Consider the following 13,496-nt stretch of genomic DNA (forward strand, 5'->3'; position numbering starts at 1 on the left):
GAGGACGCGACCATGTCCAAGTTCTGGCGGGCCTATGTGGCCGCAGTCGAAGCCTTCTGCTTTGCGGGTATCGCGGCGATCCTCGCCGTCGGCATCCTGCAGGTCTTTGCCCGCTACGTGATGCACAGCTCGCTGTTCTGGTCGGAAGAGTTCATGCGCTACATGATGCTGTGGATCGTCGCTTTGGGCGCCGGCGTCAGCTATTCGCGCGGCCAGTTCCTCGGCATGCGGATGGTGGTCGAGAAGCTTCCCCCGCCGCTGCGCCGCGCCGCCGACCTGGTCTCGGCGGTGCTGGTGCTGGTCTTTCTCGCCGTCGTCATCTGGCACGGCCTCAAGTTCAGCTGGGGCACGCGGCTGCAGAGCGCGGTGGCGCTGAACGTGTCGATGTTCTGGGTGCATGTCTCGGTGGTCGCCGGCTGTGTGCTGCTGGCGATCCATGTCGCGCTGAACGAGCTGTTCGGCGTCGCCCGCGAGCCGCGCACGCGCGAGGAGCACGTCATGGGCGCGGAGGAGGCGCTGTGATCTGGCTCGGCACCGCGTTCCTTTTTACCATGCTGATCGGCATGCCGATCGCCTTCGTTCTGGGCTTCAGCGCGCTCACCTATTTCGTGATGACCGGCCAGACCCAGTTCCTCCTGGTCCTGCCGCAGCGGATGCTGGCCGGCATGGACTTGTTCGTGCTGCTGGCGATCCCGCTGTTCGTGCTGGCGGGCAGCATCATGGACGTGGGCGGCCTCACGCGACGGCTGATCGGCTTCGCCAACTCGATCGTGGGCCGGTTCCGGGGCGGGCTGTCGCTGACCGCGGTCTGGGGCTGCTTCCTGTTCGGCGGCGTCAGCGGCTCGGCCGCGGCCGACGCCGCGGCCATCGGGACGGTCATGGTGCCCGACATGACGCGGCAGGGCTATGACGTGGACTATTCGGCCGCGCTGATCGCGGTGTCCTCGCTGATGGCGCCGCTGGTGCCGCCCTCGATCGCCATGATCATCTACGGCGCGCTGTCGGGCACCTCGATCTCGCAATTGCTGATCGCGGGCCTCGCGCCCGGCATCCTCCTCGCGATCGCGCTCTCGATCTATGCCGTATGGGTCGCCCGGGTCCGAAATTACCCCAAATCCGAGCCGCAGTCGGCGGCCGAGATCGCGCGCGGCTTCTGGAAGGCCATCCCGGTCATGCTGCTGCCGATCATCATCGTCGTCGGCATCCGGGGCGGCATCTTCACCGCGACCGAGGCCGCCGCCATCGCCGCCGTCTACGCGCTGCTGGTCGCGACCTTCGTCTACCGCGCGATGAGCTTGCGCTTCCTGAAGGACGCCTTCGTCTCGACCGCCATCATCACCTCGGCGATCTATTTCCTGATCGCCATCGCCAACGTCGCCGGCTTCATCTTCGCCATCGAGCAACTGCCGCAAAAGGCGGTCGCGCTGCTGACCGGCATCTCGGACAATCCCTACGTCATCCTGCTGATGGTGAACCTTATCCTGCTGGTCATGGGAATGTTCCTCGACACCATCGGGGTGCTGATCCTGACCGTTCCGGCGCTGATGGCGATCGGCAACACGCTGGGGATGGAGCCGGTGCATCTGGGCGTGATGGTGGTGTTTAACGTGCTCGTCGGCTTCGTGACGCCTCCGGTGGGCCTCTGCCTGTTCGTGATCTCCGGCGTCACCGGGCGGCCGATGGAGAAGGTCGCGGTCAAGGCGCTGCCGATGATCGGGATCGCGCTGATCGTGCTGGGGCTGATCACGGTGTTCCCGCAGATATCGCTGTTTCTGCCAGAGATTCTGGGGGCGCGGTAATGGCCGAGGCGCTGACCGTCAGCATCGGCGAGCTGCCGCTGAAGAACCCCGTTATCGCCGCGCCGGGCGAGCATCTGATCGAGGATGGAGGCCTCGCGGCGGCGATCGCCTCGGGCGCGGGCGCGGTGGTGATGAAGTCCACCAACGAGTCGGATGCTGCCAAGCGGCAACTGCGGCAGGCGGAATACGCGGCACTCGGCCCCGACTGGCGCCCGGTTGCCTGGGACCCCAAGGCGGTCGATGCAACGATCCTCACGCGATCCGGGCTGCATCCGCTCGGGTTCGAGGCCTGGCTCGATCAGGCGGCGCGGCATGACCGGCTTGCCCGCGCGTCCGACTGCCTGCTGATGCCGTCGCTGGTCCTCGCCGACCTTGGCGCGGCGGTCGCCTCCGCGCGCCGGATCGAGCAGGCGGGGCTGCGCGTGCTGGAGCTGAACATCGGCACCCCCTACGCCAGCCAGGCGGCGCGCGGGGCGGTGTCAACCGAACTCGATCCCGGCCGCGTGAGCGAGATCGTCGGCGCGGTGACGGCGGCGGTCTCGATCCCGGTCTGGGTCAAGCTCTCCGGCCAGAGCGAGCGCGTGACGGCGCTTGCCGCCGCCGCGACCGCTGCCGGGGCCGCAACAGTAGTGATCGCCGGACGGGCGCTCGGGCTGGTACCCGACCTCGACACCATGACCCCGCATCTGGGCACGAGCTGCGGCGTCGGCGGCTTCTGGAACCTGCCGCTCACCTGCCACTGGCTGGCCGAGACCCGCGCCGCGCTCGGACCGGAGCAGCCGCTCATCGGCATCAACGGCGCGACCTCGGGCGAGGATGTCGCGCGCATGATGCTGGCGGGGGCGACGGCCGTGGGCCTGTCGTCCGCGGTGATGATGCGCGGTTTCGGCGTGCTGTCCGATGCCGTGGCCGCCCTGCAAGCCTATTGCGACACAAGGGCCCTGCCCGCCGCGGGTCTGATCGGCCGTGCCGCCGACGCGCGCCGCCGGTTTTCCGACCTGCCCGTGCTGGACAATGTCTGGCGCCACCACATCCCCCGCGCCGCCGGCGCGGCCCACTGACCCAAGGGAGAGACCCATGTCCGACATGAAGGACCGCATCGACTCGCTGATGAAGGGCGCGGTGGACCTGCACATCCACTCCGGCCCGTCGCTGCATCCGCGCAAGCTCGATCATATCGAGGCGGTCCGCGAGGCCGACGAGCAGGGCATGGCCGCGATCCTGCTGAAGGACCACTACTACCCGACGATGCCCGTGACCCGCCTCATCAACGAGAATTGCGGCTTCCAGACGCAGGCAATCGGCTCCATCGTGCTGAACAACCCGCTGGGCGGACTGAACCCCTCGGCCGTGGACTATGCGCTGAAACAGGGCGCGCGCGTCGTCTGGATGGCGACGGCGCATGCCAAGAACCACATGGACCACGAGGCCGAGAAGCCCGGCTTCCAGTTCCCGCAGAACACCGCCAAGACCGTCGCGCCGACGCCGCTGACCCTGACCGACGACAGCGGCAAGGTGCGCGACGAGGTCAAGCACATCCTCGACCTGATCGCCGAGGCCGATGCGGTCGTCTCGGGCGGCCATCATCACGCGCGCGAGCTGTTCCCCTTCTACGAGGAGGCGAAGGTGCGCGGCGTGAAGCGGCTGTTCCTGAACCACCCCACCTATGTCAACGACTGCTCGTTCCAGGACATCACCCATCTGGTCGGCATGGGCGTGAAGATCGAGCATTCCGCCTGCATGTTCATCGAATCGACCTTCAAGATGTTCGACACCGACCACCTGAAGGCGGTGATCGACGCCGCGGGCGTGGCCAGCACCTTCTTCGGCACCGACCTCGGGCAGAAAGGCAACCCGAGCCCGGCCCAGGGCATGCGGATGATGATCGAGCTGCTGCTGGACTGCGGCTATTCCGACGAGGAAGTTCGGCAGATGACGACCACCGCCGCGGCGGAGTTGGTCGGGCTGCCGGCATGACCATGCCGGGCTTCCGGGCGCGCATCCGCGCGGGCGAGACGGTGATCGGCACCTTCGTCAAGACGCCCGCGCCGCAGGTCATCGAGATCCTCGGCATCGCCGGTCTCGACTTCGCCCTGGTTGATCAGGAACACGCGCCCATCGGTCTGGCCGACATGGACCGGATGGTCATGGCCGGCCGCGCCAGCGGCCTGCCGGTGCTCTCGCGCCGCTGGGGCGCGCAGCCGGACTGGATCGCGCCGCTGCTCGACCTCGGTTCCGCCGGTGTGATGGTGCCGCATGTGGCCGACCGCGAGACCGCCGAGGCGGTCTGCGCCGCGGTCAAGTTCGCCCGCGGCAGCCGCGGCATCTCGCCCTCGCCGCGGGCGGGCAATTACGGCGCCATCGGCCTCGCCGACTATCGCCGCAAATGCGACGACGAGAGCGTGATCATGGTCCAGATCGAGGACGCGCCCGCGCTGGACCGGCTGGACGACATCGCCGCCTGCCCGGACCTCGACGTGCTCTTCGTCGGCCCCGCCGACCTCTCGCAATCCATGGGCGTGGCCATGCCCTCGCCGGAACTGGATGCGGCGATCACCCGCGTGATCGAGGCCGCGCGCCGCGCCGGGCTCGCCGCGGGCCTCTTCGTGGGCGACGAGGCCCAGATCCCTCTCTGGCAGGAGCGCGGCGTGACCGTCTTCGTCTGCGGCTCCGACCAGAGCCTGCTGATGAAAGGCGCGCGGCGCATGATGACCACCCAGGCGGCCGAGCCCGCCGGTCGCTCAAGGAGTTGACGATGTACAAGGACAAGGACCCCCGCGCCGACCTGTTCGCCGCCGGTTCGGCGCCGCCCGCAACCGGGCTGGTCGCCGAGGAGCAACTGGCGCTCTTCTACGGGACGGCCCCGCAGGCCGAGGGCGAGGGCTGGAAAAGCTGGTATCACCGCGGCAACAACTTCGTGCTGGCCTTTTCCGAGGCCACCGCCCGGGCTTCGTTCGAGCGCAAGGACCAGCCCGACGAATACGTGGTCTACCTGCCCGACGCGGCGAAGGGTGCGGTGATCGAGGCCGGGCCTGAACGCATCGAGGTGCCGGGCCATTCGATCGCCTTCGTCCCTCCCGGCGGCAGCCGCGTGACCCTGCCGGCCGGCGGCGTGCTGGTGCGGCTCTTCACCACCCGCTCCACCGACCTGGCCGAGGCCGCGTCGAACGCGCGCGGCTATGACGTGCCGCGCACGCACATCCCGCCCTTCGAGGCCTGGCCCGAGCCGAAAGGCGGCTTCCGCCTCCGCCACTACTCGCTCGACGTGCCGGCCGAGCCGGGCCGCTTCGGCCGCATCTTCCGCTGCACCACCTTCATGGTGAACGTGTTCGAGCCGCAGATGGGGCCGCGCGACACCTCGAAGATGTCGCCGCACCACCACGACGACTTCGAGCAGTGCTCGCTGACGCTGAAGGGCAGCTTCGTCCACCACCTGCGCTGGCCCTGGACCGTGGACATGGCCGACTGGCGCGACGACCGCCATGTCGAGGTCGGCTCGCCCGCGTCACTGGTGATCCCGCCGCCGGTGATCCACACGACCCGGGCGACGGATGCGGGCGAGAACCAGCTGGTGGACATCTTCTGTCCGCCGCGCATGGACTTCTCGCTGAAGCCGGGCTGGGTGCTGAACGCGGACGACTACCCGCTGCCCGCCGCGGCGTCTGCGTGATCTGAGCCTTGCCAATCCGGCTGCTGGCCGCGGACCTGGCGCTGTGGACAAGACCGGCACGTTGACCGAGGGCCGGCCCGCCGTCACGGGCATCGTTCCCGCGTCCGGCTTCACCGAGGACGAAGCCCGACGCCTCGCGGCGGGCGTGGAGCGGGCGAGCGAGCATCCGCTGGCGCTCGCGGCCGGCCCTGGCCATGGTGCTGTCCTCGGGCAGGGTGATCCTGAACGCCGCGCGGCTGCGGACTGTGGTTCTCTGACGCCCGCGCGGCATGTTGCCGCCCCGCCTTCCCCTCCAGTGGACACCCCAGACTTGACCGAACGATAACGCGAGGCCTGCCATGCCGAACACGATCATCAGCCGCCGCGCCATGCTCTCCGGGGCCGGGGCCCTCGCGCTGCTGACCCCCCTCGCCCTGCGGGTGCAGGCCGACCCGCTGCCGCCGATGACCGTCACCAAGGACCCGTCCTGCGGTTGCTGCGGCGACTGGATCGAGCATCTGCGTTCCGCCGGCTTCCCCGTCCGGGTGATCGAGTCGGATGACGTGCTTGCCCTCAAGCAGAGACTTGGCGTGCCGCATGATCTCGCCTCCTGCCACACGGCCGAGGTGGACGGCTACGTCGTCGAAGGCCATGTCCCGGCGAGCGCGATCCAGCGGTTGCTGGCTGAACGGCCCGAGGCAACCGGGCTCGCGGTGCCGGGAATGCCCGGCGGCTCGCCGGGGATGGACTATCCCGGTGTCGCGCCGGAACGCTACGAAGTCGTCCTGTTCGGCCCGACGGGGCTCGAGACCTTCGCGCGGTTTCGGGGTGCGCGGCAAGTCTGAGGCGAGCGCCAGGTGCTGGCGTTCTTCAGCCAGCTTGCGCCCCGAGGGTGGCGGCCATTTATGGGGCCGTGAGATCGGGGAAGCTGGGCCATGAGGCGCGTCTCATCCCTTCCGCCTGCATCGAGCTCTTCGTGATGCGGGGCGTTCCCAGGCCGGTCGAGCGGGAGATCGGTCCGGGCGTGGCAGCGCGGAAACCGTGGTCTCGCGATCGTCAGGGCCCCCTCGCGGCACCGGCAGGGTTCCAGATCGAGTTGCTACCGTGTAGCAACTCGGCTCGCCAAACCCGGGAAAGCTGGAAAAAACCCGTGGATGCGGCGAACGGAGGGTGACGGAGGTCAGTCCCAGTGAGCCATGAGGTAAAGACACTTGCTCGCAGGGCGGCTCGCCTCAGCGTCGCACCCATGATGGACTGGACCGACCGGCATTGCCGGGGGTTCCACCGGCTGCTGAGCCGCCGGGCGCTGCTCTATACCGAGATGGTGACGGCGGCCGCGGTCGTGCATGGCGACCGCGAGCGGCTGCTGTGGTTCGATCCGGCCGCGGGGCCGGTGGCGCTGCAGCTGGGCGGGTCGGAGCCGGAGCTGCTGGCCGCGGCGGTGCGGGCGGCGCGGGGCTTCGGCTATGACGAGATCAACCTCAACATCGGCTGCCCGAGCGACCGGGTGCAGTCGGGCTGCTTTGGTGCGGTGCTGATGAAGCAGCCCTCGCTCGTCGCCGAGTGCGTCGCAGCCATGATCGGCGAGAGCCCGGTCGAGGTCACCGTCAAGTGCCGCATCGGCGTCGACGAGCAGGAGCCGGAGGCGGTGCTGCCGGCCTTCCTCGAGGCGGTGCGCGCGGCGGGTGTGCGGCGCATCACGATCCATGCGCGCAAGGCCTGGCTGCAGGGCCTCAGCCCGCGCGAGAACCGCGAGATCCCGCCGCTCGACTATCCGCTGGTCCATCGCACAAAGGCGGCGTTCCCGGACCTGCATCTGTCCATCAACGGCGGCATCGCCAGTCTCGACGCGGTCGAGGCACATCTGCGCGTCATGGACGGGGTGATGGTGGGCCGCGCGGCCTATCATCAGCCGTGGGACATTCTGGGCGCGGCCGACCGGCTGTGGGGGGAGGAGCCGCCCTTTGCCGAACCGCGCCACGCCGCCCTCGCCATGCGCCCGAGGATCGCGGCGCATCTGGCCACGGGCGGGCGGCTGCACCAGATCACCCGGCACATGCTGGGGCTGTTCCATGGCCGCCCCGGCGCGCGGGCCTGGAAGCGCATCCTGTCGGAGGCGGGGCCCTCCGGCGATCTGGCGACCTATGACACCGCCCTCGCGGCGGTCGCGGGCGGAGCGGCCTCCGGCGGTCAGATGGCCTCCCAAACCTGCGGCGCGGACATCACGCCCAGCAGATCGTAGCCGCCTCGGGCAGCGAGATCGCTGCACCGGGCAGGCCAGGGCGGGACACACTCATGGGCACGGCTACGCGGATGCCGCGGCCTGGCCCGAGGTTGCGGCCCTCACCGCCTCTCCGCCGCCTTCGCCGCGTCCCAGAGCGCGTCCATCTCCGCCAGCGTGCTGTCCTGCGGCCGCCGTCCGTCGGCGGCGAGCGCGGCTTCGATCGCCTCGAAGCGCCGCGTGAACTTGGCGTTCGCCTGCCGCAGCGCCTCCTCCGGGTCCACGTCGAGATGCCGGGCGAGGTTCGCCGCCACGAACAGCAGGTCGCCCATCTCCTCGGTCAGCGCGGCCGTGTCGGCGCTGTTCCTGGCCGCGACCAGCTCCTCCGCCTCCTCCCGCAGCTTCTCCAGCACCTGCGTGGTCTCGGGCCAGTCGAACCCCACCCGCGCGGCCCGGTTCTGCAGCTTCACGGCCCGCATCAGCGCCGGCAGACCGAGGGCCACGCCGTCGAGCACGCCCTTCTCGGCCTTTCCGGCCCGTTCCTTCGCCTTGATCGCCTCCCAGTCCAGCACCTGCTGGGCGGCGGACTTGTCGCGGCTCTCGTCGCCGAAGACATGGGGGTGGCGGTCCACCAGCTTGTCCGAGATCGCGCGCGCCACGTCGGCGAAGCCGAACATGCCCGCCTCCTCGGCCATCCGGGCGTGGAACACGACCTGCAGCAGCAGGTCGCCCAGCTCGCCCGGCAGCTCGTCCCAGGCCTCGCGCGCGATCGCGTCGGCAACCTCATGCGCTTCCTCGATGGTGTAGGGCGCGATCGAGGCGAAGTCCTGCTCGATGTCCCAGGGGCAGCCGGTCTTCGGGTCGCGCAGCGCCGCCATGATGCCGATGAGGCGCGCGGTCTGCGCCTCGGCTTCCGCATGCTCCGCCATCGAAACCTCGCCCCGCCGCATCGGTCGCCGCGACCTGCCATAGCGGCCGCGCCGAGTCCACCGCGGCACACTGGCCCGTGAGCCGGGGCTTGCTTGTCAAGCCGCCCCCCCGCCACTAGGTTGCGCGCCAATTCGCGCCCCGGTTCTCCCGTTGGCGCCCCTGCGCTCATTCGGAAGGACCGCGATGTTCGTCACACCCGCCTACGCCCAGGCCGCCGGAGGCGGTGCGACCTCTGCGCTGGCGCAGTTCGTGCCGCTGATCCTGATCTTCGCGATCATGTATTTCCTGATGATCCGGCCGCAGCAGAAGAAGATGGGCGAGCATCGCCGCATGGTCGAGGCGCTGAAGAAGGGCGACACCGTCGTCACCCAGGGCGGCGTGATCGGCAAGATCACCGCGGTCCGCGACGGCGAGCTGGAGGTCGAGATCGCGCCGCAGGTCAAGGTCAAGATCGTGCGCGGCACCGTGGCCCAGGTGGTGACGCCGACCACCCCCGCGGCCGCCAACAGCTGAGGCCGCGTCGATGATCCATATCGGGAAGTGGAAGCGACTTGCCATCCTGCTGGTGACGCTGGTCGGCGTCCTGCTGGCGACGCCGAACCTCTTCTACGGGCGGGTCGAGGCGCATAACGACGCCGTTCGCGAGGCCGAACGGCAGGGCTTCTACACGGATGAGCAGGCGGCGGCGCGCGGTCTCTGGCCCGACTGGCTGCCCTCGGGCCTCGTGAATCTCGGCCTCGACCTGCGGGGCGGGGCGCATCTGCTCGGCGAGGTGCATGTCGCGGATGTCTATCAGGCGCGCATGACCTCGCTCTGGCCGGAACTGCGCGACGCCCTCGGGGCCGCGCGCGATGAGGTCGGCGCGGTGCGCCGCGTGTCCTCGCCCCCCGGCACCCTTTACGTCGAGATCGAGAACCCCGCCGCCATGACGCGCGCGGTCCAGATCGCGCGCACGCTCGCGACGCCGGTCGTCTCGGTGACGGGCGCGGGGCAGACCGACCTCGCCATCGCGGCCGAGGGCAACCGGCTGATGATCCAGCTCTCGGATGCCGAGAAGGCCGCGACCGACGACCGCACCGTGCAGCAGAGCCTCGAGATCGTGCGCCGCCGCATCGACGAGGTCGGCACGCGGGAGCCGACCGTGGTCCGCCAGGGCCGCGACCGCATCCTGATCCAGGTGCCCGGCATCGGCTCGGCCGCCGAGCTCAAGTCGCTGATCGGCACCACGGCGAAGCTGACCTTCCACCCGGTCGCGGGCCGCAGCACGGACGCGAACGCCAATCCCGGCATCGGCAACATCCTCGTCCCCTCGCTGGACGAGCCGGGGGTGTTCTACGCCCTCGACGAGGTGCCGGTGGTGACCGGCGAGGACCTCGTGGACGCGCGGCCCGCCTTCGACATGAACGGCCAGCCCTCGGTCACCTTCCGCTTCAACCCCTCGGGCGCGAAACGCTTCGGCACCTTCACGGCCAACAACGTCGGCCAGCCCTTCGCCATCGTGCTGGATGATCAGGTGATCTCGGCCCCCGTGATCCGCGAGGCGATCCCCGGCGGCACCGGCCAGATTTCGGGCAGCATGAACATCGACCAGTCGAACGAACTGGCGGTGCTGCTGCGCGCGGGCGCGCTGCCGGCCGAGATGACCTTCCTCGAGGAGCGGACCATCGGCCCCGAGCTGGGGCAGGACAGCATCGACGCGGGCCGCATCTCCGCCATCATCGGCACCGTCCTTGTGGTCGCCTTCATCATCGCCAGCTACGGCCTCTTCGGCGTCTTCGCCTCGATCGCGGTCATCACCAACGTGATCCTGATCCTCGGCGTGATGTCGGTCATGGGCGCCACGCTGACGCTGCCCGGCATCGCCGGGATCGTGCTGACGGTCGGCACCGCGGTGGATGCCAACGTCATCATCTACGAACGCATCCGCGAGGAACTGCGACGTGGACTTGCCGTCGGCCCGGCCATCGACAAGGGCTTCCGCGAGGCGATGTCGGCCATCATCGACGCCAACCTGACGACCTTCATCGCCGCCATGGTGATGTTCTTCCTCGGCTCCGGGCCGGTCAGGGGCTTTGCGGTCACGCTGACCATCGGCCTCGTCACCTCGGTCTTCACCGCGATCTACGTCACGCGGCTGATGATCGTGCTGTGGTACGAGCGCCGCCGCCCGAAAGAACTGGTTCTGTGAGGGGACGCGCATGAGACTCCTGAAGCTTGTCCCGGACGACACCAACATCAACTTCTTCCGCTGGATGTGGCTGACCTCGGGCGTGTCCTTCGCGCTGATGATCGCCTCGGTCATCGTCCTCTTCATCAACGGCCTGAACTTCGGCATCGACTTCCGCGGCGGCACCACCATCCGCGCGGAATCGACCAATGCCGTGGACGTGGGCGACTACCGCAACCAGCTCGACGACCTGGGGCTGACCGACGTCTCGATCACCGAGGTGTTCGATCCCACCTTCGGCGAGCGCAGCGTCGTCCAGATCCGCCTCGGCGCGCGGCAGGACGCCGAGGCCGTGACGCCGGCGGAGCTGGACACCATCCACGCCGCGCTCCAGGAGATCGATCCGGCGGTCACCTTCACCGCGGTCGAGTCGGTCGGTCCAAAGGTCTCGGGCGAGCTGATCCAGACGGCTTTCCTCGCCGTGGGCGCTGCGGCCCTCGGCATCCTGCTCTATATCTGGCTCCGGTTCGAATGGCAGTTCGCGGTCGGCGGCGTGGTGGCGCTGATCCATGACGTGCTGATCACGGTCGGGATCTTCTCGCTCTTCCAGCTCCGGTTCGACCTCTCGACCATCGCCGCGCTGCTGACGATTCTCGGCTATTCGATCAACGACACCGTCGTGATCTTCGACCGCCTGCGCGAGAACCTGATGAAGTTCAAGACGACGCCGCTGATCGACATCATGAACCTGACGGTGAACGAGACCCTGTCGCGGACCGTTATGACCTCGCTCACCACTGCGCTCGCCCTCGGCGCGCTGCTGGTCTTCGGCGGCGACGTGATCCGCGGCTTCGTCTTCGCGATGCTGTTCGGGGTGGTGATCGGGACCTATTCGACGGTCTATCTCGCCAAGAACATCGTCCTGCAGCTCGGCGTGAAGCGCGACTGGTCGAAGAAGGTCCATGACCCCGAGCGCGAAGTGGCCGAGGGCTCGCCCTTCTCGGACCTGCCCTGATGGCGATGACCCCGGCCGAGTATGACGGCGCCGTGCCGATCGACGGCTACGGGCCGGGCTTCGTCCGGCTCGGGGGCAAGGTCCATCGCGGCGCGGTGGTGATCCACGACGGCCGCGCGACGCCCTGGGGCGGGCTCGAGGATGAGGCCCCGCTGATCGCCCTCGCGGCCGTGGCCGAACTGCTGGTGATCGGCCTCGGCGCCGAAGTGGCGCGCCTGCCTGAGGGCCTCCTCGACGCGCTCGAGGCCGTGGGCTTGCGGGTCGAGGTCATGTCCACCCCCGCCGCCGCCCGCGTCTACAACCTGCTTCTGTCCGAGGGGCGGCAGGTCGCCGCCGCGCTGCTGCCCACATGACCGTGCTCGCGGTCCGCGGGCTGGCCGTCGCGCGCGGGGGCGCGCGGGCGCTCGATGGCGTGAGCTTCACCCTCGACCCCGGCGAGGCGCTGATCCTGCGCGGCCCGAACGGCATCGGCAAGACGACGCTGCTGCGGACCGTCGCCGGGTTGCAGCCGGCGGTCGCAGGCGAGATCGTGGCCACGCCCGAGAGCATCGCCTATTCCGCCCATGCCGACGGTCTGAAGGGCGCGCTGACCGTGACAGAAAACCTGACCTTCTGGCGCGAGGTCTTCGGCGGCCCGCCGATCGAGCCGGCGCTCGCGGCAATGGACCTCACCCACTTGGCTGAGCGCCCGGCCCATGCCCTTTCCGCCGGGCAGAAGCGCCGCCTCGGCCTTGCGCGGCTCCTCGTCACCGGCCGCCCCGTCTGGGCGCTCGACGAGCCGACCGTCTCCCTCGACACCGCATCCGTCGCCCTCTTTGCCGCCGCCATCCGCGCCCACCTGGCCGCGGGCGGCAGCGCGCTGATGGCGACCCATATCGACCTCGGCCTCGCCGAGGCCCGCGTCCTAGACCTCGCCCCCTTCCGCGCCACCGAAGGTTCCCGCGTCGCCCCAGCGAGCTTCGACGAGGCTTTCGCGTGACGCCCCGGCTTCTTCTGTCCTCAAATATCCACTGCAACGCCGCCACCGGCGCCCCAGCCCGATGCTGAGCCTCCTCCTGCGCGACCTGCGCCTCGCGGTCCGCGCGGGCGGCGGTTTCGGCCTCGGCCTCGCCTTCTTCCTCATCACCTGCACGCTGGTCCCCTTCGGCGTGGGCCCGCAAGGCGACATCCTCGCCCGCATCGCCCCCGGCATCCTCTGGGTCGGCGCGCTGCTCGCCTGCCTTCTGTCACTCGACCGCATCTTCGCCCTCGACTGGGAGGACGGCTCGCTCGACCTGCTGGCCACCGCCCCCCTGCCTCTCGAGGGCACCGTCGCGATCAAGGCCCTCGCCCACTGGATCACCACCGGCCTGCCGCTGACGCTCGCAGCACCCCTCTTCGGCATCCTGCTGCACCTGCCTCCCGCCGCGATGCCGTGGCTGGTCGCGTCCCTCGCGCTCGGCACTCCGGCGCTCTCGGTCCTGGGCGCGTTCGGCGCCGCCCTCACGGTCGGCCTGCGCCGCGGCGGGTTGCTGCTGTCGCTGCTGGTCCTGCCCCTCTACGTCCCGACGCTCATCTTCGGCGCCGAGGCCGTGCGCCGCGGGGCCGAGGGTCTCGGGGCCTCCACGCCCCTCGTCCTGCTCGCCGGCATCACCGCCGCCACGCTCGCCCTCGTCCCCTTCGCCGCCGCCGCGGCCCTCCGGGTCAACCTGCGGTGAGCGGGCTTGAGCCTGACC

The 13,496-nt window shown here is 69.7% G+C and carries 16 protein-coding genes; 15 read left to right on the plus strand and 1 reads right to left on the minus strand.

The window, feature by feature from the left end; genetic code table 11:
* Positions 1–12: 12 nt before the first annotated feature.
* The 9 genes from GI374_RS02815 to dusA all read left to right on the plus strand — a co-directional run bounded on the left by GI374_RS02815 (position 13) and on the right by dusA (position 7,690).
* Positions 13–522, plus strand: coding sequence for a TRAP transporter small permease (locus GI374_RS02815; protein ID WP_154335472.1), 510 nt, complete (start codon positions 13–15; stop codon positions 520–522).
* Positions 519–1,799: a TRAP transporter large permease gene (locus tag GI374_RS02820; protein ID WP_370515105.1), complete on the plus strand. Its 1,281-nt coding sequence runs from the start codon at positions 519–521 to the stop codon at positions 1,797–1,799. Before GI374_RS02815 ends, GI374_RS02820 begins: the two co-directional genes overlap by 4 nt.
* Positions 1,799–2,860 carry a tRNA-dihydrouridine synthase gene (locus tag GI374_RS02825; protein WP_154335473.1) on the plus strand — a complete coding sequence of 354 codons (1,062 nt, stop codon included), beginning with the start codon at positions 1,799–1,801 and terminating at the stop codon, positions 2,858–2,860. Before GI374_RS02820 ends, GI374_RS02825 begins: the two co-directional genes overlap by 1 nt.
* Positions 2,861–2,876: 16 nt before the next feature.
* Complete coding sequence (locus tag GI374_RS02830) at positions 2,877–3,776, plus strand: DUF6282 family protein (RefSeq protein WP_154335474.1); 900 nt, start codon at positions 2,877–2,879, stop codon at positions 3,774–3,776.
* Positions 3,773–4,552 carry an HpcH/HpaI aldolase/citrate lyase family protein gene (locus tag GI374_RS02835; RefSeq protein WP_229582468.1) on the plus strand — a complete coding sequence of 260 codons (780 nt, stop codon included), beginning with the start codon at positions 3,773–3,775 and terminating at the stop codon, positions 4,550–4,552. The genes GI374_RS02830 and GI374_RS02835 overlap by 4 nt, the downstream gene beginning before the upstream one ends.
* A gap of 2 nt (positions 4,553–4,554) precedes the next feature.
* Positions 4,555–5,469: a hypothetical protein gene (locus tag GI374_RS02840; RefSeq protein WP_154335475.1), complete on the plus strand. Its 915-nt coding sequence runs from the start codon at positions 4,555–4,557 to the stop codon at positions 5,467–5,469.
* A 43-nt stretch (positions 5,470–5,512) separates the two neighbouring features.
* Complete coding sequence (locus GI374_RS19745; RefSeq protein ID WP_370515113.1) at positions 5,513–5,794, plus strand: hypothetical protein; 282 nt, start codon at positions 5,513–5,515, stop codon at positions 5,792–5,794.
* A gap of 13 nt (positions 5,795–5,807) precedes the next feature.
* Positions 5,808–6,293 carry a DUF411 domain-containing protein gene (locus GI374_RS02850; RefSeq protein WP_154335476.1) on the plus strand — a complete coding sequence of 162 codons (486 nt, stop codon included), beginning with the start codon at positions 5,808–5,810 and terminating at the stop codon, positions 6,291–6,293.
* Between the two features lie 344 nt (positions 6,294–6,637).
* Positions 6,638–7,690, plus strand: coding sequence for a tRNA dihydrouridine(20/20a) synthase DusA (gene dusA, locus GI374_RS02855; RefSeq protein ID WP_370515106.1), 1,053 nt, complete (start codon positions 6,638–6,640; stop codon positions 7,688–7,690).
* 101 nt (positions 7,691–7,791) lie between these two features.
* Here the strand turns inward: dusA and mazG are convergent, their stop codons facing one another.
* A complete protein-coding gene (mazG, locus tag GI374_RS02860; protein WP_154335478.1) occupies positions 7,792–8,598 on the minus strand; it encodes a nucleoside triphosphate pyrophosphohydrolase in 807 nt (268 codons plus the stop codon).
* A gap of 184 nt (positions 8,599–8,782) precedes the next feature.
* Between mazG and yajC the strand changes: the two genes are divergently transcribed.
* The 6 genes from yajC (at position 8,783) to ccmB (ending at position 13,478) form a co-directional block, all read left to right on the plus strand.
* A complete protein-coding gene (yajC, locus tag GI374_RS02865) occupies positions 8,783–9,112 on the plus strand; it encodes a preprotein translocase subunit YajC (protein WP_154335479.1) in 330 nt (109 codons plus the stop codon).
* 10 nt (positions 9,113–9,122) lie between these two features.
* Positions 9,123–10,787, plus strand: a complete 1,665-nt coding sequence (gene secD / locus GI374_RS02870) for a protein translocase subunit SecD (protein ID WP_154335480.1) — start codon at positions 9,123–9,125, stop codon at positions 10,785–10,787.
* Between the two features lie 10 nt (positions 10,788–10,797).
* Positions 10,798–11,781, plus strand: a complete 984-nt coding sequence (gene secF, locus GI374_RS02875) for a protein translocase subunit SecF (protein ID WP_154335481.1) — start codon at positions 10,798–10,800, stop codon at positions 11,779–11,781.
* Positions 11,781–12,134, plus strand: coding sequence for an Mth938-like domain-containing protein (locus GI374_RS02880; RefSeq protein ID WP_154335482.1), 354 nt, complete (start codon positions 11,781–11,783; stop codon positions 12,132–12,134). Before secF ends, GI374_RS02880 begins: the two co-directional genes overlap by 1 nt.
* Positions 12,131–12,760, plus strand: a complete 630-nt coding sequence (gene ccmA, locus GI374_RS02885; RefSeq protein WP_154335483.1) for a heme ABC exporter ATP-binding protein CcmA — start codon at positions 12,131–12,133, stop codon at positions 12,758–12,760. The genes GI374_RS02880 and ccmA overlap by 4 nt, the downstream gene beginning before the upstream one ends.
* Positions 12,761–12,821: 61 nt before the next feature.
* Positions 12,822–13,478, plus strand: coding sequence for a heme exporter protein CcmB (gene ccmB, locus GI374_RS02890; RefSeq protein ID WP_154335484.1), 657 nt, complete (start codon positions 12,822–12,824; stop codon positions 13,476–13,478).
* The last annotated feature ends 18 nt before the right edge of the window (positions 13,479–13,496 follow it).

The organism is Paracoccus sp. S-4012, from assembly GCF_009674885.1.
Lineage (GTDB): Bacteria > Pseudomonadota > Alphaproteobacteria > Rhodobacterales > Rhodobacteraceae > Paracoccus.

Excerpts from the sequence above, each read along its gene's own strand:
- GI374_RS02815 (WP_154335472.1), top strand. The coding sequence starts at position 13 with ATGTCCAAGTTCTGGCGGGCCTATGTGGCCGCAGTCGAAGCCTTCTGC.
- GI374_RS02825 (WP_154335473.1), top strand. The coding sequence starts at position 1,799 with ATGGCCGAGGCGCTGACCGTCAGCATCGGCGAGCTGCCGCTGAAGAAC.
- GI374_RS02830 (WP_154335474.1), top strand. The coding sequence starts at position 2,877 with ATGTCCGACATGAAGGACCGCATCGACTCGCTGATGAAGGGCGCGGTG.
- GI374_RS02835 (WP_229582468.1), top strand. The coding sequence starts at position 3,773 with ATGACCATGCCGGGCTTCCGGGCGCGCATCCGCGCGGGCGAGACGGTG.
- GI374_RS02840 (WP_154335475.1), top strand. The coding sequence starts at position 4,555 with ATGTACAAGGACAAGGACCCCCGCGCCGACCTGTTCGCCGCCGGTTCG.
- GI374_RS02850 (WP_154335476.1), top strand. The coding sequence starts at position 5,808 with ATGCCGAACACGATCATCAGCCGCCGCGCCATGCTCTCCGGGGCCGGG.
- mazG (WP_154335478.1), bottom strand. The coding sequence starts at position 8,598 with ATGGCGGAGCATGCGGAAGCCGAGGCGCAGACCGCGCGCCTCATCGGC.
- yajC (WP_154335479.1), top strand. The coding sequence starts at position 8,783 with ATGTTCGTCACACCCGCCTACGCCCAGGCCGCCGGAGGCGGTGCGACC.
- secD (WP_154335480.1), top strand. The coding sequence starts at position 9,123 with ATGATCCATATCGGGAAGTGGAAGCGACTTGCCATCCTGCTGGTGACG.
- secF (WP_154335481.1), top strand. The coding sequence starts at position 10,798 with ATGAGACTCCTGAAGCTTGTCCCGGACGACACCAACATCAACTTCTTC.
- GI374_RS02880 (WP_154335482.1), top strand. The coding sequence starts at position 11,781 with ATGGCGATGACCCCGGCCGAGTATGACGGCGCCGTGCCGATCGACGGC.
- ccmA (WP_154335483.1), top strand. The coding sequence starts at position 12,131 with ATGACCGTGCTCGCGGTCCGCGGGCTGGCCGTCGCGCGCGGGGGCGCG.
- ccmB (WP_154335484.1), top strand. The coding sequence starts at position 12,822 with ATGCTGAGCCTCCTCCTGCGCGACCTGCGCCTCGCGGTCCGCGCGGGC.